This window comes from Agromyces sp. NPDC058064, from assembly GCF_042885275.1.
Classification (GTDB): Bacteria; Actinomycetota; Actinomycetes; order Actinomycetales; family Microbacteriaceae; genus Agromyces.
In genome coordinates this window covers 735,298-753,950 of the sequence record NZ_JBHVSE010000002.1, presented here as the reverse complement: position 1 = coordinate 753,950, position 18,653 = coordinate 735,298, and the positions used below count along the sequence as shown (strand labels likewise).

The 18,653-nt window shown below is 72.6% G+C and carries 17 protein-coding genes; 5 read left to right on the top strand and 12 right to left on the bottom strand.

Annotation, left to right across the window (positions count from 1 at the left end):
- Positions 1-10 precede the first annotated feature (10 nt).
- From ACFVSL_RS09370 to ACFVSL_RS09355, 4 genes are all read right to left on the bottom strand, one after another.
- A complete protein-coding gene (locus ACFVSL_RS09370; protein WP_386940442.1) occupies positions 11-1,090 on the bottom strand; it encodes a TRAP transporter substrate-binding protein in 1,080 nt (359 codons plus the stop codon).
- Positions 1,091-1,207: 117 nt separating this feature from the next.
- Positions 1,208-1,495: a DUF3039 domain-containing protein gene (locus ACFVSL_RS09365; RefSeq protein WP_386940440.1), complete on the bottom strand. Its 288-nt coding sequence runs from the start codon at positions 1,493-1,495 to the stop codon at positions 1,208-1,210.
- Positions 1,496-1,552: 57 nt separating this feature from the next.
- Positions 1,553-3,127 (bottom strand): hypothetical protein, encoded by a 1,575-nt coding sequence (locus ACFVSL_RS09360; protein WP_386940438.1) that lies wholly within the window; start codon positions 3,125-3,127, stop codon positions 1,553-1,555.
- On the bottom strand, positions 3,103-4,680 hold the full coding sequence (locus tag ACFVSL_RS09355) for an ATP-binding cassette domain-containing protein (RefSeq protein WP_386940436.1): 1,578 nt from the start codon (positions 4,678-4,680) through the stop codon (positions 3,103-3,105). The genes ACFVSL_RS09360 and ACFVSL_RS09355 overlap by 25 nt, the downstream gene beginning before the upstream one ends.
- Before the next feature lie 401 nt (positions 4,681-5,081).
- On the opposite strand from ACFVSL_RS09355, the gene ACFVSL_RS09350 reads away from it, so the two are divergent.
- Positions 5,082-5,774, top strand: a complete 693-nt coding sequence (locus tag ACFVSL_RS09350; RefSeq protein ID WP_386940434.1) for an NTP transferase domain-containing protein — start codon at positions 5,082-5,084, stop codon at positions 5,772-5,774.
- 88 nt (positions 5,775-5,862) lie between these two features.
- On the opposite strand, the gene ACFVSL_RS09345 is transcribed toward ACFVSL_RS09350, so the two are convergent.
- Positions 5,863-6,402 (bottom strand): ECF transporter S component, encoded by a 540-nt coding sequence (locus tag ACFVSL_RS09345; protein ID WP_386940432.1) that lies wholly within the window; start codon positions 6,400-6,402, stop codon positions 5,863-5,865.
- Positions 6,403-6,493: 91 nt separating this feature from the next.
- On the opposite strand from ACFVSL_RS09345, the gene ACFVSL_RS09340 reads away from it, so the two are divergent.
- From ACFVSL_RS09340 to ACFVSL_RS09330, 3 genes are read left to right on the top strand one after another with little or no spacing between them, the layout of a single operon-like run.
- Positions 6,494-7,306, top strand: a complete 813-nt coding sequence (locus tag ACFVSL_RS09340; protein ID WP_386940430.1) for an ABC transporter permease — start codon at positions 6,494-6,496, stop codon at positions 7,304-7,306.
- Positions 7,306-8,091, top strand: a complete 786-nt coding sequence (locus tag ACFVSL_RS09335) for an ABC transporter ATP-binding protein (protein WP_386940428.1) — start codon at positions 7,306-7,308, stop codon at positions 8,089-8,091. The genes ACFVSL_RS09340 and ACFVSL_RS09335 overlap by 1 nt, the downstream gene beginning before the upstream one ends.
- 36 nt (positions 8,092-8,127) lie before the next feature.
- Positions 8,128-9,159 (top strand): hypothetical protein, encoded by a 1,032-nt coding sequence (locus ACFVSL_RS09330; RefSeq protein WP_386940426.1) that lies wholly within the window; start codon positions 8,128-8,130, stop codon positions 9,157-9,159.
- A gap of 49 nt (positions 9,160-9,208) precedes the next feature.
- On the opposite strand, the gene ACFVSL_RS09325 is transcribed toward ACFVSL_RS09330, so the two are convergent.
- From ACFVSL_RS09325 to ACFVSL_RS09305, 5 genes are all read right to left on the bottom strand, one after another.
- Entirely contained in the window at positions 9,209-10,501 is a 1,293-nt protein-coding gene (locus ACFVSL_RS09325) for a CDP-glycerol glycerophosphotransferase family protein (protein WP_386940424.1), read from the bottom strand.
- Between the two features lie 86 nt (positions 10,502-10,587).
- The gene (locus ACFVSL_RS09320; RefSeq protein ID WP_386941132.1) at positions 10,588-11,433 is read right to left on the bottom strand and encodes a glycosyltransferase family 2 protein; all 846 of its coding nucleotides are present in this window, start codon (positions 11,431-11,433) and stop codon (positions 10,588-10,590) included.
- A gap of 40 nt (positions 11,434-11,473) precedes the next feature.
- Complete coding sequence (locus ACFVSL_RS09315) at positions 11,474-12,286, bottom strand: CDP-alcohol phosphatidyltransferase family protein (protein WP_386940422.1); 813 nt, start codon at positions 12,284-12,286, stop codon at positions 11,474-11,476.
- 6 nt (positions 12,287-12,292) lie between these two features.
- On the bottom strand, positions 12,293-13,348 hold the full coding sequence (locus ACFVSL_RS09310; protein WP_386940420.1) for a glycosyltransferase family 2 protein: 1,056 nt from the start codon (positions 13,346-13,348) through the stop codon (positions 12,293-12,295).
- A gap of 130 nt (positions 13,349-13,478) precedes the next feature.
- On the bottom strand, positions 13,479-15,296 hold the full coding sequence (locus ACFVSL_RS09305; protein ID WP_386940418.1) for a S1C family serine protease: 1,818 nt from the start codon (positions 15,294-15,296) through the stop codon (positions 13,479-13,481).
- Between the two features lie 166 nt (positions 15,297-15,462).
- On the opposite strand from ACFVSL_RS09305, the gene ACFVSL_RS09300 reads away from it, so the two are divergent.
- A complete protein-coding gene (locus ACFVSL_RS09300) occupies positions 15,463-16,710 on the top strand; it encodes an aminotransferase class I/II-fold pyridoxal phosphate-dependent enzyme (RefSeq protein ID WP_386940416.1) in 1,248 nt (415 codons plus the stop codon).
- Between the two features lie 31 nt (positions 16,711-16,741).
- On the opposite strand, the gene ACFVSL_RS09295 is transcribed toward ACFVSL_RS09300, so the two are convergent.
- Positions 16,742-17,620, bottom strand: coding sequence for a carbon-nitrogen hydrolase family protein (locus ACFVSL_RS09295; RefSeq protein WP_386940414.1), 879 nt, complete (start codon positions 17,618-17,620; stop codon positions 16,742-16,744).
- A 27-nt stretch (positions 17,621-17,647) separates the two neighbouring features.
- On the bottom strand, positions 17,648-18,649 hold the full coding sequence (locus ACFVSL_RS09290; RefSeq protein ID WP_386940412.1) for a hypothetical protein: 1,002 nt from the start codon (positions 18,647-18,649) through the stop codon (positions 17,648-17,650).
- Positions 18,650-18,653: the final 4 nt, after the last annotated feature.

The following is an 18,653-nucleotide window of genomic DNA, read 5'->3' as shown; positions in this document are numbered from 1 at the left end:
GCTGGCCTGCTCAGCCCGAGCAGTCCGCCGGGATCTCCGGCGTCACCGGGTCCACCTCGGCGACGATCTCGGTGATCCGGTCGAGGTATCCCCGGCTCGCCGGCCACTCGGCCAGCCGCGCCCGCTCGGGCGCCACCGCGGTTCGCAGCTCGGCGACCGCATCGGGCCCGGCCTGCGCGAACGTCGCCCCCTCCGCGCACGCGGCGGCGATGACGCCGCCCTCGTCGTCGACGAGGTCGACCGACTGCTCGGCGGTCTGCTCGGCGGCGCCCGTCAGTGCCTGGCGGGCTGACTCGTCGAGCGACGCGAGCGCCTCGGGGTCGGCGATCAGCACGCCCATCGACGGCCAGAGCGCGACGTCGACGGTGAGGTACGGCGTGCCCTTCTCGGCGAACGACGAGGCGAAGTACGGCACGCTGTTCTCGAACGCGCCGATCGTGCCGTCGAGCAGCCCGCTGTCCCGTTGGGGCGGCGGGACGTCGACGGGCGCGGCCCCGAGGAGGGCGAGCGTCTCGAACGCGCCTTCGCCGTGGAAGACGTGGAAAGGCAGGCCGGCGTAGTCGGCGACCCCGAGTACCGGCGCGTCGACCGCGATGGGGTGGCGGAGACTTCCGCCCATGACGGCGAGTCCGACCACGCCGAGCTTGTCGAGCGCCGGCAGCATCTCCGCCGCGATCCCGCTGTCGAGCACCGCCCGCTCGGCATCGAGCGAGTCGATCAGCATGGGCGCGGTGAGCGCGTCGAGGTCGTGGACGCCGAGGCCCGCGAAGACGCGGCTGCCGATCCAGCCGAGATCGACCTCGCCCGCGGCGACCGCCCCGACGATCTCCTCCTCGATGAGGTTGGTGTCGGTCTCGTACTCCTCGGCGATCGAGATCTCGAGTGCGCCGCCCGAGTCCGTGGCCACCGCCTCCGAGAAGGCGTCGATCTGCACGTCGGCGAACGATCCCGTGCGGGCCAGGCGCAGCGTCGTGACGCCCGCGTCGCCGGCGTCCGGGGGCTCAGGTGCGGCGGTGCATCCCGCGAGTCCGAGCAGCGCGACGCACAGCACGGCCGTCGTGCTGCGCTTGCCCGTGCGTACGATCGCCAACGGTCACCCCCGGTCCGACGCATCGGAACGTACCGGAAGCCGGTCGGGATGCCATCGTGGCCACCACTGAACCACGATCGACGAGGAGGCGACGCACGACGGCGACGAACGCGCGGACTACCCCGCCTTCATGCGCTCGTAGATCTCCTTGCAGCTCGGGCAGACCGGGAACTTCTCGGGGTCGCGCCCCGGGGTCCACTTCTTGCCGCAGAGCGCCTTCACGGGCTTGCCCGTGATCGCCGACTCGAGGATCTTGTCCTTCTGGACGTAGTGGGAGAAGCGCTCGTGATCGCCCGGCTCGATGGCCTCTTCGTTGAGGAGCTTCTCGAGTTCGCGGTCGAGGACGTCGGTGCCGCCGCCCGGCTGACCGGGGTCGGCGATGCTCGCGCGCACGGTGTGGATCATGCGCTCGATTCTACGCGTCGATCGGGCGGCGAGGTCGGCCGTCGGCGAGGGCGGCGGCTAGGCGCGGATCGCCGCGGCGATCATCTCGGGCCCGCGCGCGTCGAAGACGCGCCCGCCGAACCAGACGCCGATGACGAGCACCAGCACGCCGAGCCCGACGCCGGATGCGAAGGCGGCGGCGTGCCAGCCCGGGTCGACGAGGATGCCGAGCGCCGCGAAGAACGCGGCCGGCGCCGCCACGAGCACCGAGGCCAGCATCGTCAGCGACTGCACGAGCGCGGTGATGCCGCCCGTCGACTGCGGCTGCTGGAACGGGCTGTCGCCCGGCTTCACGGCCGGGTACGGGAACCGTGCCGAGGTGATCGACCCGACGCCGAGGCCGGCGAGCAGCAGCGCGGTGCTCACGCCGAGCAGCGACGGCAGCAGGCGCCAGTCGTTGAGGACGAACACGGTGACGGCGCTGCCGAGCCCGATCACGAGCACGCCGGCGACGAGCACCGGGATGAGGCGCCCGAGCCGGTCGGCGTTGCCGCGCACGCCCGAGGTGATGTGCAGCCAGATCGCGGTCGAGTCGTACGCGGTGTCGTTGTGCAGGCTCCAGCCGAGGAACAGGCACATGAGCGGCACCGGGATGAGGCCGAGGTACTGCAGGGGCACCCCGGCGACGCCGAGCGGCACCATGACGAGCACCGGCACGATCGGCACCATGACGATCGACACCCAGTAGCGGGCGTCGCGGAACCAGTAGGTGAAGCTGCGCGCCGCGACGGCACCGGTCGCACCGTGGGGCATCCGGTCGAACCAGCCGAGCCCGCGGTAGCTCTTCGCCGACGCCTCGCGACCGGGGGTCACGAGCATCTTCGCGACGAGCGCCTGCCAGGCGAGCCAGATCGCGCCCAGGGTGGCGGCGGCGATCAGCAGTTCGAGGATGGCCGGGCCCCATGCGCCGGCGGCCGCGTCACCGGGCACCGCGAAGACGGCGCCGAAGGGCGTCCAGCCGAGGATGTCGCCGAGGACTCCGAGGATCTCGAGCCCCGAGTTCGCCCAGTCGAGCGTGACGAGCACGACGATGATCGGCGACAGCATGACGATGAGGAGCAGGCCGATGACGCCCAGCAGCTCGCGCGAGCGTCGCGTCGAGAGCAGGAACGAGGCGAGCGCCGTCGTCACGCGGGCGAGCAGGAGGCAGGTCGCGAAGGCCAGGGCCGCCGAGATGAGCGCGAGCAGCGTCTCGGCGACGCCGCGCGACCAGGTCACGACGGTGCCCAGCAGCACGATCGCGAGCACGAGCGCCGGGATGCCGATGAGGCCAGCGACCGCGAGCGCGAGCGCGAGGGTGCGGTCGGGCAGGCCGAAGAAGGCGAAGCGGCGGGGGTCCATCGTGTCTTCGGTGCCGAAGACGAGCGGGAACACGATGAAGCCCACGACGGTCGCAGCCCCCGCGACGACGAGCACGTCGCGGATGACCTCGACGTCGTCGACGAGGCGCAGCCCCACGAGCGAGAGGAAGAGCAGCAGCGCGAGACCGAGACCGTAGACGAGGCCGAGCACGATGCCGACCACTTGCCAGGTGCTGCGGCGGAAGATGTTCGCCAGCAGGCGCAGTTTCAGTCGGAGAAACTGTGCAACCATTCCATGCCTTCCGCTGCCTTGCGCCCGCCCGCGAGCTCGACGAATCGGTCTTCGAGGGTGTGACCGGCGCGCACCTCGTCGAGGGTGCCCGCCGCGAGCACCCGTCCGGAGACGATGATCGCGGCCGAGTCGCAGACGCGCTCGATCAGGTCCATGCCGTGGCTCGAGAGCACGACCGTGCCGCCTCCGGCGACGTAGCGCTCGAGGATCTCGGTGAGGTTCGCGGCCGACACCGGGTCGACCGACTCGAACGGCTCGTCGAGCACGAGCAGCCGCGGCGAGTGGATCATGGCGCACGCGAGCGCGATCTTCTTCGTCATGCCGGCCGAGTAGTCGGCCACGAGCCGGTCGACGGCGTCGTCGAGGCCGAAGGCCGCGATGAGGTCGGCGCTGCGCTCGCGCACGGTGCGGTTGTCGAGGCCGCGGAGGATGCCCGAGTAGTAGAGCAGCTGCGCGCCGGTCAGGCGGTCGAAGAGCCGCAGGCGGTCGGGCAGCACGCCGGTCGCGCGCTTCGCGGCGTGCGGGTCGGCCCAGGCGTCGATGTCGTGGATGCGGACGGTGCCGGCGTCGGGCCGGAGGAGCCCGGTGATCATCGAGAGCGTCGTGGTCTTGCCCGCGCCGTTCGGCCCGACGATGCCGAAGAACGAACCCGCACGCACGTCGAGGCTGATGCCGTCGACGGCGGTGTTCTCGCCGAAGCGCTTGACGAGCCCCGTGATCGACAGCACGTTCGGCGTGCCCTCGGGCGGCGCCGGGCGCGCGACCCGCAGGGTGCGCTTCTTGCGCGGGGCGGCGTTCTTCTTGGCGGGGATCACGGCGACCGACTGCGCCGCGATGAGCGGTGCGGATGCCTCGGGCCCGGCCTCCTCGATCGCGGTCTCGTCGGCGGTGGTCGCCTCGACCGCGGGCTCCACGACCGCGGGCTCCGCGACGATCGCCTCGGCGGCGGTCGCGACCGGCGCCACGGCCTCGACGACGGGCTCCTCGACGGCCGCCGGCTCCGCGTCGCCCGACGCGGCCTCGTCGGTCGCCGACTCTGCCAGCGCCGCCTCGCTCGCCGCGACGGCGGCCGCCCGCACCTCGGCGACCGGCGTGCGGCGTTCGGTGGTGGTCTCGTCGATCTCGTCGCGGCGGGGCTCGTGCCGCTCGGCGACGACGGGCGGCTCGCTCGCCGCCGCGGGGATCGTCTGGTCGGCGGGCTTCCTGGGGGCGCGCTCGGCCGCGGTGGTCTCGGTCGTGACCGACGCCGCGACGCGCTGCTGCGCCTGCCGCTGCGCACTGGCCGCCGCGGTCGCCCTGCTGCGGTCGCCGGGCGTGCTCGCCGCGCTCCTGGCGGCCGAGTCGCGTGCGGTGCGCGCATTCTTGGCCCCGGCCCCGCGTGCGGTGCGCGCGGCGGCGGAGGCGGCGTTCGACGCGCCCGTGCGCTTCGAGTCGCCCGGGTCGGTCGCGACGCCCTGCTCGGCGGCCTCGGCGGCCGCCTTGTTCGCGCGCCGGGTCGCGGCCGCCTTCTTCGCGGCGGCCGATCGCGCGGCGGCCCGTTCGGCGGGGGTCATCGTCTTCGCGGAGGATTTCCCGGCGCTCTTCCGGGCTCCCGAAGCGGCGCTGCCCGACGCTCCCGACGCGGTTCCGCCCTTTCGAGGCGCCCCCGCACCGGTGCCTTCGGCAGCTTCGTCGTCGTGATCAGAGCGCGAAACGGAAGTCACCAAGCAAACCTACCAATGACCGCCCGCCGAGCGCGCGTCGACGCTGCGATCGCCTGACTGTGGATTCCCTGTGCGTCATATCACGATCCCACTACGACCGGCTGCCCCGAATGGCGACCCGAGAGCACCGCCGGATACGCTGGGTTGCGGCATAACGGCGTGTCCACATGTGAACTTCCGGATGAACTCCGGGCGAACTCCTCTGACCGAGGTCGCCCGGTGGGGGCATCCGACCCACCGAAGGAGATGCAGTGACCACCCAGATCGTGATTCTCGCGGCCGGCATGGGAAGCCGGCTCGGGCGATCCCTCCCCAAGCCCCTGACCGAGCTCAGCGACGGCCGCACCATCATGCGCCAGCAGTTCGACAACGTCGAGCACGCGTTCGGCGCGAACGCCGACGTGACGATCGTCGTCGGCTACAAGCTCGAGCACATCATCGAGGCGTTCCCGCAGGCGTCCTTCGTCTACAACGAGGAGTACGACCAGACGAACACTTCGAAGTCGCTCATGCGGGCCCTCGCGGCCTCGCAGGCGGGCGGCGTGCTGTGGATGAACGGCGACGTCGTCTTCGACCCGGCCATCCTCGACCGGGCCCTCCCCCTCATCGCTCGCGACCAGTCGTTCGTGACCGTGAACACGGCGAAGGTCTCCGACGAAGAGGTCAAGTACACGACGAGCGCCGAGGGCTACATCAAGGAGCTCTCCAAGACCGTCAAGGGCGGGCTCGGCGAGGCCGTCGGCATCAACTACATCTCGAGCCGCGACAAGGCGACGTTCCTCGCCCACCTGCAGCGGGTCGGCGACCAGGACTACTTCGAGCGCGGCCTCGAGCTCGCGATCGAGAACAACGGCCTCCTCGTCGAGCCGATGGACGTCTCCGACCTCTACGCGGTCGAGATCGACTTCGCCGAAGATCTGGAGCGCGCGAACCACTTCGTGTGACCTGCTCCACACAGCGCAAGAGACGAAGGGCGGATGCTGCGGCATCCGCCCTTCGTCGTACCCGGCGCCGTCGCGGCCGGGCCGGCGCTCAGCGCAAGGTGCGCGCGACGCCGGCGCGCGACAGCGACGCGGCGATGACCCGGCCGAGCCAGGTGAACAGCACGGGGCTCAGCGCGAACATGGCGAGGTAGAGCACCCAGAACCACGGCGCGTAGTGCTCGGGGCCGAGGGCGATGAACGTGCCCACGGCGAGCACGATGCCGGAGCCGGCCGCGGCGACGTAGTACAGCCACGGCGACCAGTTCTTGTACCGGGTGAGGAAGAAGGGCAGCTCGAGCAGCGCGCCGACGAGCAGGCCGGTGCCGAGGAACCGCAGGATCCAGTGGGGCGCGAACGCCGCACCGACGAGGCCCGCGATGAAGCCCGTGAGGATGCCGACCCCTGGGCGCTTGAGGAGCGCCAGTGCCACGGCGCTCGGCAGGAAGTGCGTGCCGATCGTGATGCCGTAGAGCATGGGCGCGATGCCCGCGATGAGGCCGGCGAAGTACCCGGAGCCCGCGGCGACGAGACCGCCGCCGACGCCGATCGCGGCGCAGCTGAGAATGACGCGGGTGCTGGTGCGGTGCACGGGGCGCTGGTTCCTTCCGAGTCGGGCTCGGCACGTCGCCACCCGTCTGCATCAAATCTACCCCGGAGAGGCATCTACGATGAGAGGCGTGATGAGCACAGCATCGGTGTCGTACCGAGACGCGCATCCGCTGCAGCGGACGCCGTTCGCGCGGTACCGGCATGCGCTCTGGCTGCTCACGACCCGCGACCTCAAGGTGCGCTACTCGACCTCCGCGCTGGGCTACGTCTGGTCGGTGCTCGATCCGCTCGTGATGGCGGGCATCTACTGGTTCGTGTTCACCCAGGTCTTCAACAAGGGCGTGGGCACCGACCCCTACATCGTCTTCCTGCTCTCGGCGCTCCTGCCGTGGATGTGGTTCAACGGCGCCGTCTCCGACTCGACCAGGGCGTTCCTGAAGGACGCGAAGCTCGTCAGGTCGACGATGATCCCGCGCACCATCTGGGTCAACAGGATCGTGCTCTCGAAGGGCATCGAGTTCGTCTTCGCGCTGCCGGTGCTCGCGCTCTTCGCCGTCCTGTTCGGCGCAGAGCTCCACTGGCAGATCGTCTACTTCCCGCTCGCGATCCTCATGCAGGCCGTGCTGACCGCGGGCGTCAGCCTCATCGTCGCCCCGCTCGTGGTGTTCTTCCGCGACCTCGAGCGTGCGGTGAAGCTCGTCCTCCGGTTCCTCTTCTACGCGACGCCGATCATCTACGCCTCGACCGACCTGCCCGAGGGCATGCAGTTCTGGGCGGCGTTCAACCCGCTCTCGGGCATCTTCTCGCTCTACCGGGCCGCGTTCTTCCCCGACCAGCTGATCTGGTTCGAGGTCGCGGTCGCCGCGGTCATGTCGCTCGCCTTCCTCGCCCTCGGGCTCTGGGTCTTCCGTCGATCCGAGCGACAGGTGCTGAAGGAGATCTGATGACCGAGGCATCCGTGCGCGACGGCATCGGCCGCGAGACGACCGAGCCGTTCGACATCCGCGTCGAGGGGCTCGGGGTGCGATTCCGGCGCAACCGGCGCGGCCGTCGCTCCTTCAAGGACCTCCTCGCCGGTCGCCGCCGCCGCACCCGGCCCGGCGAGTTCTGGGCGCTGCGCGACGTCTCGTTCGACGTGCGCCAGGGCGAGGCGATCGGAGTCGTGGGCCGCAACGGCCAGGGCAAGTCGACGTTGCTGAAGCTCGTCGCCGGCGTCATGCTGCCCGACGAGGGCTCGGTGACGGTCGCCGGCGGCGTCGCGCCGCTCATCGAGATCACGGGCGGCTTCGTCGACGACCTGACGGTGCGCGACAACGTGTACCTGACCGCGGGGCTGCACGGCATGGCGCGCTCGCAGATCGACGCCCGGTTCGACGACATCATCGGCTTCGCCGAGATCGGCGACTTCCTCGACACCCCCTACAAGCACCTCTCGAGCGGCATGAAGGTGCGCATCGCGTTCGCCGTGATCTCGCAGCTCGAGGAGCCGATCATGCTGGTCGACGAGGTGCTCGCCGTCGGCGACAAGGCGTTCCGTGAGAAGTGCTACGAGCGCATCGACGAACTGCTGGCGGGCGGGCGCACACTGTTCTTCGTCTCGCACAACGAGCGCGACCTGCGCCGCTTCTGCACCCGCGGCCTCTACCTCGACAAGGGCGAGCTCGCACTCGACGGCCCGATCGACGAGGTGCTCACGCGCTACAACCACGACTACGGCACCGGCAAGTAGGGTTCGTACTCAGACATGGCGTCTAGGATCGTCGCCATGTCCGACCGTGTGCACACGATCACCTCGATGGGCCCGAGCGAACCGCGCGAGGGCGCGGGCTCGCAGACCGGCCCCGCCGCCGACTCCGGCCGCGCGCAGGGCGTCGAGCGTGCGATCGACCGGGCCCTCGCGATCCAGCGCCCGATCGTCGTCGCGCACCTGCGCAGCATCCGCCGCCGCGCACCGGGCGCGACCCCCGACCAGCTGGTGCGCATCCTCGAGCGCCGCTACCTCGCCGCCGTCACGACGGGCGGCGCCGCCGTCGGCGCGACCGCCGTCGTGCCCGGCATCGGCACCGGGGTCACCCTCGCGCTCTCGGGCGTCGAGACGGCCGGGTTCCTGGAGGCGACCGCGCTCTTCGCGCAGTCCGTCGCCGAGGTGCACGGCATCCACGTCGAGAACCCCGAGCGCGCCCGCGCGCTCGTCATGACGCTCATGCTCGGCCAGGAGGGCAGCGACCTCGTGCGCCAGTTCGCCGGCCAGGCGACGGGCTCGGGCATCGCGCGCAGCGCCTACTGGGGCGAGCTCATCACGAACAGCCTGCCGAAGGCCGTGATGGGCACCGTCGTCGACCGCCTCCGCTCGGTCTTCATCAAGCAGTTCGCCGTCAAGGGCGGCGCGGGCATCATCGGCAAGGCGATCCCGTTCGGCATCGGCGCCGCCATCGGCGGCATCGGCAACCACGTCCTCGGGCGACGCGTACTCACGCAGTCGCGGCTGGCCTTCGGCGCGGCGCCCGCGCTGCTGCCGGCCGAGCTCGAGCCGCGCGGCGACGACACCGTCCTCGCCGCGACGGGCAAGCGGCTCGCGCGCACGGCGGGGATCGTCGGCGGCGCCGTCGGCCGAGCCGCGAAGCGGCCGTTCACGAGGCTCGCGGCCGGACGCGAGCAGGCGGAGGCGGAGGCGGCCGAGCCGATCGAGGGCGCGGAGCACGGTGCCGAGAGCAGAGCCGAGCACGGCGTAGAGGAGGGTGCCGAGGGCGGCGTCGGCTCCATCGGGTCGGCGGCCCCTCGGCCCGAGCAGCACTGAGCGGCGCCCGCTCGACGGGGCGGACGACCGCTCGGCGGCCGGCGAGCGGCTAGACGAGCTCCTCGTCGTCGGTCTCGCCCTCTTCGTCGTGCTCGTCGACCTCGCCGTCCTCGGCGTGCAGGGCGGCGAACCGCTCCCACTCGGCCATGAGGTGGTCGATCGCCGCGTGGAAGCGCGCGGTCGTGACGCCCGGCGTCGTGTCGCCGAAGTAGCGCTCGACCCAGTATCCGAGCCGGGCGAGCGCCTCGGCGTCGTGCGCGACCTCGTCGACGCGGGCGACGAGCTGCTCGCCGGATCCCGCCACGAGCCACTCGCACGCCTGGAGGTACCCGCCGGTGTCGATCTGCGCCGCGGGGTTCGCGGGCCGCGTGATGAGCAGGGGCTTGCCCGCGGCGAGCCGATCGTAGACCATCGCCGAGATGTCGACGATGGCGACGTCGGCCGCGGCGAGCTGCCAGCCGAGCTTCGGCCCGTCGTCGAAGACGTGCTGCGCACCGGGGTCGGCGGCGTTGGCCTGCTCGATCGCCTGGATGATGCGCTTGTTCGCGGCCGCGTACGCCTCGTCGACGACGCCCGAGCGCGGGTGCGGCCGGTAGATCACCCGGTGCCGCCCGGTCGCGAGCAGGCCCTCGACGAGTGCGACGCCGTGCGACGCGATCGAGCCGTACGCCGCGGCCGCGCGGTCGCCCTCCCACGTCGGGGCGTAGAGCACGACCTCGCGCTCGTCGGGCGTGTACGGCAGCGGGCTGCCGTCGAGGTAGTGGTCGGCCTGCGGACGCCCGATCGGGATCGCCCGCTTGTCGAAGTCGTAGTCCCACAGCACCTTGTCGAGGCGCGCACGCGCCGCGTCGCCGGCGATCAGGGCGTAGTCGTACGCCTTGAACTGGTTGGTCGTCATGTACATCTTGTCGGACTCGCCGTGGTTGATGAACACGTGCCAGCGGCGCCCGTAGCGCATCATCTGGAAGTTCTTCGCGTTCTGGTTCACGTAGAGGATGACGTGCAGGTCCTGCTCGTGGATGACCCGCTCGAGGTCGGCGACGCGGCGCACGTAGGCGACGGGCAGCGGCGACTCGTCGAGGAGCTTCAGCGCGGCGCCCGACGCCCGCGTGAGCACGAGCACCGGGTGCGTCTCGGCGAGCTCTGCGAGCGGTGCGTACCACTGCCGCAGCTGGTACAGGTTGACCTTGCCGTCGGCGAAGTAGACGCCGATCTTGAAGCGGTGCGGTTCGAGCGGCGCCCGGTCGGCGAGCTTCGCCCTGAGCGCGCGCTGCGCACGCCGCGACCACATGATGTCCTTGGCGAGCTTCACTGCGCGTCGCGCGTCTTTCCTCAATCCCACCGTCCAAGGGTAGCGAGGTCTGACTGGGCGGATGCCGCGTGGCGGACGCGCTGCCCGAGGCGATCGCCGATCGTGATGCTCGGCGGTCAGACGACCGGGGGGCGACCCGCACGGGTCATCCGCCAGACGGTGCGCCAGCGCATCGGGCGGCGCTCGCCGGGCGACTCGCGCCAGCCGGCCCTCCAGCCGCCGAACCAGGCCTTGAGCGCGGCGGGCTGCCGCGCCCAGCGGAGCATCTGGATGCCCGTCCACGAGCCGACGTAGAGCGGCACCAGCACCGCGGGCAGGTTGCGTCGCGCGAGCCAGACCCGGTTGCGGGCGTTGAGGCGGAAGTAGTACGAGTGCCGTGCGGGGTCGATGACGGGGTGCGCGGCCTCGAGCGAGCCCTCGTACCAGGCGACGCGACCCGCGTCCCACACGCGCCAGGCGAGCTCGATGCCCTCGTGGGCGTAGAAGAACGGGTCGGCCCAGCCGCCGGTCTCGTCGAACACCGCGCGCGGCATGAGCACCGCGCCCTCCCAGCACGAGAAGACGGGGCTCGAGTGCGCGGGGTCGCCCTTGCGGATGCGCGGGATCCAGCGGCGCGGTGAGGCGAGGCCGGTCGGATCGACGACGCGGGGCTGGACGAGCCCGAGCTCGGGGCGGTCGGCGAGCAGCCGTACGCCGTCGGCGAGGAACGAGTCGCTCGGCAGGAACGCGTCGTCGTCGAGGAAGAAGAGCACCGCGCCGGACACGTCGGGCACGCCCGCATTGCGGCCGGCCGGGATGCCGAGGTTCTCGGGCAGGTGCCGGGTGCGCACGCCCGCGGGCAGTGCGGGCTCGGCGGTCGCCGGATCCCAGCCGTTGCCGACGACCACCACGTCGGTCTCGACGCCCTGCTGCGCGAGCACGCTGTCGACGCCTCGCAGGAGCTCGTCGGGGCGCTTGCCCATCGTGAGCACCACGACGCCGACGCGCGGCACGGGGTGCGGCTCAGGAACGGACACGACGGGACGCCATGATCGCGACGAAATGCCCGATCACGGCCAGCACGGCGAGCGGGAGGAGGACGGCGACGACCACGCGGTCGACGAGCGGCTGCCCCGCGACGAGACCCACGAGCGCGGCCGCGAAGGCGATGAGGGTGAGCTCGACCGAGTGGTACAGCCGGTGGAAGGGCAGGAACCTGGCCGCCTTGCGGAGCGTGGCGATGAGCCCGCCGCGCGGCGCGGTCTCGCCATGGGTGTCGGCGAGCTTCGCGAGCCCCGCGTTGGCACGGGCGACGTGCACCATGTCGTTGAGGGCCTTGTTGAGCACGATCACGAGGGCGAGGAGCGCGCCGATCGTCGTCCAGAGGAAGTCGGCGGGGAACTCGAGCGGGTACGCGGCGGCGCGGAGGCCGAGTGCGAGCGGGATGAGCGCCTCGGTCGTGTAGTGGCCGACCTTGTCGAGGAACACCCCGGCGGGCGAGGAGGTGCGCCGCCAGCGGGCGACCTCGCCGTCGCAGCAGTCGACCAGCATCTGCAGCTGGCCGAGCACGACCGCGAGCAGCGCGCCCCAGACGCCCGGGATGAGCAGCGCCGCCGCCGTCGACCAGCCGACGAGGATCATGAGCCCCGTGACGCCGTTCGCCGAGATCGGCGTCTTGAGCAGCAGCCACGTGAGGTAGATCGAGAAGCGGCGGAGGTAGAGCGACGCCGTCCAGTGCTCGGCGTTGCGGCGCCCGCGCACCTCGGGCGGCTGCGCGACGGCACGCAGCTCGGCGATGCTCGCCGGCCGCGCCGTCGCCGGTCGGGCGTCAGACATCCGCGCTCACCTTCCCGTGTGCCGTGCGATGTTGCTGGTCAGCGAGAGATAGCCGAGTACGAAGCCGATGCCCCACGTGACATGTATGCACGGCAACACTACGAGAAACCATGTGGCCGTGCTCGCACCGCGCCCGCGCGCGGCCGAGAACGTCGCGACCGCGACGAAGAGCAGATAGACGAGCGGCGCCGCGAAGCCGACGAGCAGCCACGGGGTCGCGCCGAGCATCGCCTGCACGATGCCGCCGATGCCGAGCAGCAGCCCGAGGGCGACGCCGACCACCATCACGGGCGGGATGAAGTAGCGGATGCCGTTCGACGCAGGGAAGCGGCGGGCGAGCTCGCCGCGCCAGAGACCCGTCGAGAACATCTGGCGGGCGAGCCGGTCGACGCTCGAACGCGGCCGGTACGTCACGGCGAGCTCGGGCGTGAACCAGACGGTGCCGCCGGTCTCGCGGAGGCGCCGGTTGAGCTCCCAGTCCTGACCTCGCTTGATCGACTCGTCGAAGAGGCCGACGCGTTCGAGGGCGTCGCGGCGGAACACGCCGAGGTAGACCGTCTCGGCGGGCCCCTCAGCGCCGCCGACGTGGAACGCGGAGCCGCCGAGGCCGACCTTGGTCGTGTAGGCGAGCGCGACGGCCCGCTCGAACGGCGTCTCGCCACGTGCGTCCATGATGCCGCCGACGTTGTCGGCGCCGGTGCGTTCGAGCGTCGCGACGGCGATGCGCGCGTAGTCGCTCGGCAGCATCGAGTGCGAGTCGACGCGCACGACGACGGGGTACCGGGCGGCGCGGATGCCGATGTTGAGCCCGGCGGGCGTCGACCCGACCGCGTTCTCGAGCACGCGGATGCGCTCGTCGCGCGACGCGAGGTCGGCGACGAGCTCGTTCGTGCCGTCGATCGAGGGCCCGAGGGCGATGAGCACCTCGACGGGGCCCGCGTAGTCTTGCGCGAGGATCGACTCGACCGCCTGGCGCACGTGCGCGACGTCGTTGAGCACGGGCATGACGTACGACACGCCGACGAGCGACGACGGGGTCGTCTCGGGGTGGTGCTCGGGCATGTTCCTCACTCGCGCTGGGGTCGATCGAGCCTAGCAGCCGTGCTCGCGCGGGCGGCATCCGGGTGGACGCCGAACGGGGCCGGATCGATCTCGATCCGGCCCCGCCCCGTGGCATCCGTGCCGTTCCGGCTCAGCCCTCGTAGGTGTCGAGGGTGACCTCGACGGTCTGGGTCTCGCCGTCGCGGATCACCGTGAGCTCGGCCTTCGAGCCGCCCGCGAGTGCGCGCACCTGGGCGGTGAGGTCGGTCTGGTCGGTGATCGGGGTGCCGTTGAACTCGGTCACGACGTCGCCGTCCTCGAGCCCGGCCTTCTCGGCCGCGCCGCCCGGCGTGACGTCGGTGATGAGCGCGCCGACCGTGGTGCTCTTCTCGTCGGCCTCGGCCGAGGTGACCGTCGCGCCGAGCAGGCCGTGCGAGGCCGAGCCGTCCTCGATGATCTCCTTCGCGATGCGCTCGGCGAGGTTCGACGGCACGGCGAAGCCGACGCCGATGTTGCCCGCCTCGGCCGACTCGCCGGCCGAGAGGATCGCGACGTTGACGCCGATGAGGCGGCCCTCGGCGTCGAGCAGCGCGCCGCCCGAGTTGCCGGGGTTGATCGCGGCGTCGGTCTGGATGACCGGCAGCGAGACGCGCCCGGCGTTCGCTGCCGGCTGCTGGGCCTGGCCGCCGCCCTGCTCGGGGATGTCGAAGAAGAAGTCGAACGGGTTGTCGCCCTCGCCGCCCTGCTGGCCGCCGTCGCCCTCGCCCGAGCCCTCGCCCGAGCCGTCGTCGCTCTGCGCGTCGTCGGGGGTGGCCGGCGCCGCCGAGGAGGCGACGTCGATCGACCGGTTGAGCGCGCTCACGATGCCGTTGGTCACGGTGCCCGAGAGACCGAGCGGCGCGCCGATCGCGATCGCCGTGTCGCCCACGTTGAGCTGGTCGGAGTCGGCGAACTCGAGCGGGGCGAGGCCCGAGGCGTCGACGAGCTTGATCACCGCGAGGTCGGACAGCGGGTCGGTGCCGACGAGCTCGGCCTCGTAGAGGTGGCCGTCGTTCGTCTTGACCTGGATCGTCGGGTCGCCGGTCGCGCCGTCGAGGGTCACCACGTGGGTGTTCGTCAGCACGTAGCCGTCGTCGGAGAGAATGATGCCCGAACCCGTGCCGGCGCCCTCGTTGCCCGCGACCGAGATGGTCACGACGCTCGGGCTCGCCTTCGCGGCGACGGCGGTGACCGCGGTCACCTGGTCGGTGTCGTTCACGACGATGTTCTGGGCGGTGCCCGAGCTCGCGGTCGAGCTCGAGTCCTGGTTGCTCGTCACGAGGGCGGTGATGCCCGCGCCCGACGCGCCGCCGATGAGGGCGGCCGCCACGATCGCGGCGGCGACGCCGAGTCCGACGCGGCGCGGCTTCTGGGCCGGCGCGGCGGATGCCTCGGGGCCGGTGCCGTAGGGCGGGACCCCCGCGACCGGGGTGGTCGGCTGGGTCGCTCCGGGCTGCGGGCCGCCGAAGGCCGGCGGGACCTGCCCGGCCACGGGAACGGTCGGGGCCGTCGCGGGGGCGGCCGCCTGCTTCGTGTACTGCGGGGCGTGGTACGGCTGCGGGGCCTGGCCCGGCTCGTACACGGTGCCGGTCGCGACGGGCGCGGCGGGCGCCGGAGCCGCGGGAGCGGCCGGAGCCTCGGCTGCGGGAGTCGGCGCGACGGGAGCGGCTGCGGCCGGGGCCGATGCAGCGGCGGCCGGTGCAGCGGGAGCCTCGGCGGCCGGCGTCGCGGCGGCCGGAGCCGCAGCAGCGGCCGGAGCCGCAGCCTCGGGCGCCTCGGGCGCCTCGGCGATGGTCTCGGTGGTGGCCGTCTCGGCTGCGGTGCTCGCGGCGGCGGTCGTCTCGGTGGTGCTGGCCTCGGGAGCCGTGAGCTCCTCGGTGACCTCGGCGTCGCGGGCCTCGCCCTGTGCGCCGTCAGTCGTGTCGGTCATGTCTGCTCCTTCCAAAGCGATGCCAGCATCCCGCGCCAAGCTGTGCCCCGGATCGGCGGTTCCTATGACCTTGCTATCACCGAGCAGGGATTCGTCCGAGCGAGCCGGACGGGCGGCGACGCCCTGCGCCAGCGTACCCGTGCGCGGCTTCGCGTACGGTGTGAACATGAGCGACTTCTCCCCCGCGTCGGGGCTCAGTCCGTGGCAGCGCACCGCCGCCGGAGCCGGCCTCCTCGGCGACGACGGCCGCGTCGCGGCGACGATCTTCGCCGAGATGAGCGCGCTCGCGACCCGCACGGGGGCGATCAACCTCGGGCAGGGGTTCCCCGACGAGGACGGCCCGGCCGAGGTCCTCGAGGCCGCCCGCGCCGCGATCGCCGACGGCGTCAACCAGTACCCGCCCGGGCTCGGCCACGCCGTGCTCCGACAGGCGATCGCCGCCCACCAGCACCACTGGTACGGACTCTCCTTCGACCCGGCGAGCGAGGTGCTCGTGACGGCCGGCGCGACCGAGGCGCTCGCCGCGACCGTGCTCGCCTTCGTCGACCGCGGTGACGAGGTCGTCACCTTCGAGCCGTACTACGACGCCTATGCGGCGCTCATCGCCCGGGCGGGCGGCGTGCACCGCACGGTGCCGCTGCACTGGACGGCCGACGAGCGGGGCGGGCGCGGGGCATCCTGGCGCGTCGACCTCGACGAGCTGCGGCGGGCGGTCACCGACCGCACCCGGCTCGTCATCGTCAACTCGCCGCACAACCCGACCGGCGCCGTCTTCGACGACGAGGTGCTGGCGACGATCGTCGAGCTCGCCGAGCGCCACGACGCGCTCATCGCGACCGACGAGGTCTACGAGCACCTCGCGTTCGACGCGCCCCACCGCCCGATCGCGGCGCTGCCCGGCGCCCGCGAGCGCACGATCTCGATCTCCTCAGGCGGCAAGACCTTCTCGACGACCGGGTGGAAGGTGGGCTGGATCACCGCTCCCGCTCCGCTCGTGACCGCGGTGCTCGCCGTCAAGCAGTACCTCACCTACGTCAACGGCGCGCCGTTCCAGCCGGCGATCGCCACGGGCCTCGGCCTCCCCGACGCGTTCTTCGCCGGCGCGGCCGAGACGCTCGCGGCGAAGCGCGACGTGCTCACGGCGGGACTCGAGCAGGCCGGGTTCACCGTCGCGCTCCCCCGGGCCGGCTACTTCGTCGTCGCGGATGCCACGCCGCTCGGGTTCTCCGACGCGGCCGAGCTGTGCCGGCGGCTCCCCGAGCTGGCGGGCGTCGTCGGGGTTCCCGTGTCGGCGTTCGTGCACGCCGACCGGCACGACGCGTACCGCAGCCTCGTGCGCTTCGCCTTCTGCAAGCGGATGCCCGTGCTCGAGGAGGCCTCGGCGCGACTCGCCACGCTCGGCGCCGCCGGCTAGCGCAGCGACGCCGCGAGGCCCGGGCGGGCCCTCAGCGCCGCACGACCCCGTAGCGGCGGAGTGCGAGGGCGGGGTTCGTGCGTCGCACGGCGGCGAGCCGCTCGCGCGAGATCCAGGCGACCGCGACCCCGGGCTGCTCGCCGAGCGCCGCGAGCTCGACGCCCATGGGGTCGACGACGAGGCTGCGCCCGACGGCGACCGGCGGCGTCTGGTCGGCGGCCGCGAGGTAGACCGTGTTCTCGATCGCCCGCGCCAGCGCGAGGGTGCGCCAGTGGTGCTCCTTCAGGGGGCCGCGCACCCATTCGGCGGGCACGAGCACGAGGTCGGCGCCGGCATCCACGATGACCCGCGTGACCTCGGGGAACCGCAGGTCGTAGCAGGTCTGCATGCCGACCTCGACGCCATCGACCGCGAAGATCTCGGGCTCGTCGAGCGCTCCGGCGACGACTCGCTCCGACTCGAGCTGGCCGAACGCGTCGTAGAGGTGCTGCTTGCGGTAGCGGGCGACCAACTGCCCGCCGTCGTCGAGCGCGACGAGCGTGTTCGAGAACCGGGCGTCGTCGCCCGGCACCCGCTCGAGCACGCCCGCGACGAGGTGCACGCCGAGCTCGCCCGCGAGCGCCCCCAGTGCACGCACGAACCCGCCGTCGAGCGGCTCGGCCGCGTCGGCCATCTCCTGCCCGAGCTCGGGCGTGAAGAACATCGAGTACTCGGGGAACACGACCAGCCGCGCACCGCGCCCCACCGCGTGACGTGCGAGGCGTTCGATCTCGTCGAGGTTCGCCGCGGCATCCGCCGTGGGGGCGAACTGCGCGATCGCGATCGCGAGCTCGCCGCCGTCGGATGCCTCGCCGCCCTGCCCGGCGTCGGGCGCCGCGTGGTCGTGGTGGGAGTCCGCAGCGGGTGTCATGACTCCAGCGTAGGCCGCGGCGGCCGATCAGCCGAGGTCGCCGCGGTACAGCAGCTGCGACCAGACGGGGGCGGAGCCGACCGGGCGTGCGTCGGCGATGATCAGCCGGCCCGAGACCGTGACGTCCTCGACCTCGAGGAGCTCGGAGAACGGCGTGCCGTCGGCGGTCGCCCCTGAGGCGAGGTTCTCGCGCACGCGCTCGGCTGAAGCCTCGACGTCGCCGCCCTCGGCGACGACCCAGACGAGGTGGTCGCGCGTGACGCCGCCGTCGTGGGAGACGCCGCCGCCGACCCAGCTGAACGACGAGTCGGCGCCGAGCGACGGACGATTGAGCATCGCCGCGAGCACCTCGCGCTCGTCGAGCGCCCGGGCCGCCTCGGCCCGCGCCTCGTCGTCGGCCGCGACGTCGCCCTCGCGGACCAGCTCGAGCAGCTCGCCCGTGCTCGCGATCACCACGCGCCCGTCGACCTCGGCGATGCGCTGCGACCGCATCGCGGCCTCGCCGAGCGAGAGGTCGACGCCGCCGTCCTCCTCGCCATGGGCCCAGACGCCGTCGGCGGGCTCGCCGAGCGCGGCGGTCAGCCGGGCGCCGGCGTCGTCGGGTGCGTCGAACGCGAGCACGTCGCCCACGTCGCCCTGCCAGTCGACGAAGGCCGTGACGTCCGCCAGCGAGACGCCGATCGTCTCGTCGACCTCGCCGGCGAGCTCGGCCCGGTTCCAGCCGAACGGGGCGGGGAGGATCATGCCGAGCTCGTCGCCGAGCAGGCGCAGCGCGTCGACGCCGGCGCCCGCCTCGTCGGCGCCGAGCGCGGCTCGCGCGGCGGCGTAGTCGGCGAACGCGATGTCGGCGGGCCCCGCCCCGGGGCCCGGCACCGCGGCGAGCGCGGCCTCGAAGCCGCCGGCCCCGGTGCTCCCGAGCTGCTCGGCGCCCTCGCCGCCCTCGTTCGCGCCCGTCGCTGCGCTCGCGCAGCCGGCCAGGAGGAGGGCGACGGCCCCGAGGGCGACGGTCGCGGCGGCGCGCTGGATCACGGTA

Bases quoted from the DNA above. Each gene is read 5' to 3' on its own strand.
- ACFVSL_RS09365 (WP_386940440.1), bottom strand. From the start codon at position 1,495: ATGATCCACACCGTGCGCGCGAGCATCGCCGACCCCGGTCAGCCGGGC.
- ACFVSL_RS09360 (WP_386940438.1), bottom strand. From the start codon at position 3,127: ATGGTTGCACAGTTTCTCCGACTGAAACTGCGCCTGCTGGCGAACATC.
- ACFVSL_RS09355 (WP_386940436.1), bottom strand. From the start codon at position 4,680: ATGACCCCCGCCGAACGGGCCGCCGCGCGATCGGCCGCCGCGAAGAAG.
- ACFVSL_RS09340 (WP_386940430.1), top strand. From the start codon at position 6,494: ATGAGCACAGCATCGGTGTCGTACCGAGACGCGCATCCGCTGCAGCGG.
- ACFVSL_RS09335 (WP_386940428.1), top strand. From the start codon at position 7,306: ATGACCGAGGCATCCGTGCGCGACGGCATCGGCCGCGAGACGACCGAG.
- ACFVSL_RS09330 (WP_386940426.1), top strand. From the start codon at position 8,128: ATGTCCGACCGTGTGCACACGATCACCTCGATGGGCCCGAGCGAACCG.
- ACFVSL_RS09320 (WP_386941132.1), bottom strand. From the start codon at position 11,433: ATGGGCAAGCGCCCCGACGAGCTCCTGCGAGGCGTCGACAGCGTGCTC.
- ACFVSL_RS09315 (WP_386940422.1), bottom strand. From the start codon at position 12,286: ATGTCTGACGCCCGACCGGCGACGGCGCGGCCGGCGAGCATCGCCGAG.
- ACFVSL_RS09310 (WP_386940420.1), bottom strand. From the start codon at position 13,348: ATGCCCGAGCACCACCCCGAGACGACCCCGTCGTCGCTCGTCGGCGTG.
- ACFVSL_RS09305 (WP_386940418.1), bottom strand. From the start codon at position 15,296: ATGACCGACACGACTGACGGCGCACAGGGCGAGGCCCGCGACGCCGAG.
- ACFVSL_RS09300 (WP_386940416.1), top strand. From the start codon at position 15,463: ATGAGCGACTTCTCCCCCGCGTCGGGGCTCAGTCCGTGGCAGCGCACC.
- ACFVSL_RS09295 (WP_386940414.1), bottom strand. From the start codon at position 17,620: ATGACACCCGCTGCGGACTCCCACCACGACCACGCGGCGCCCGACGCC.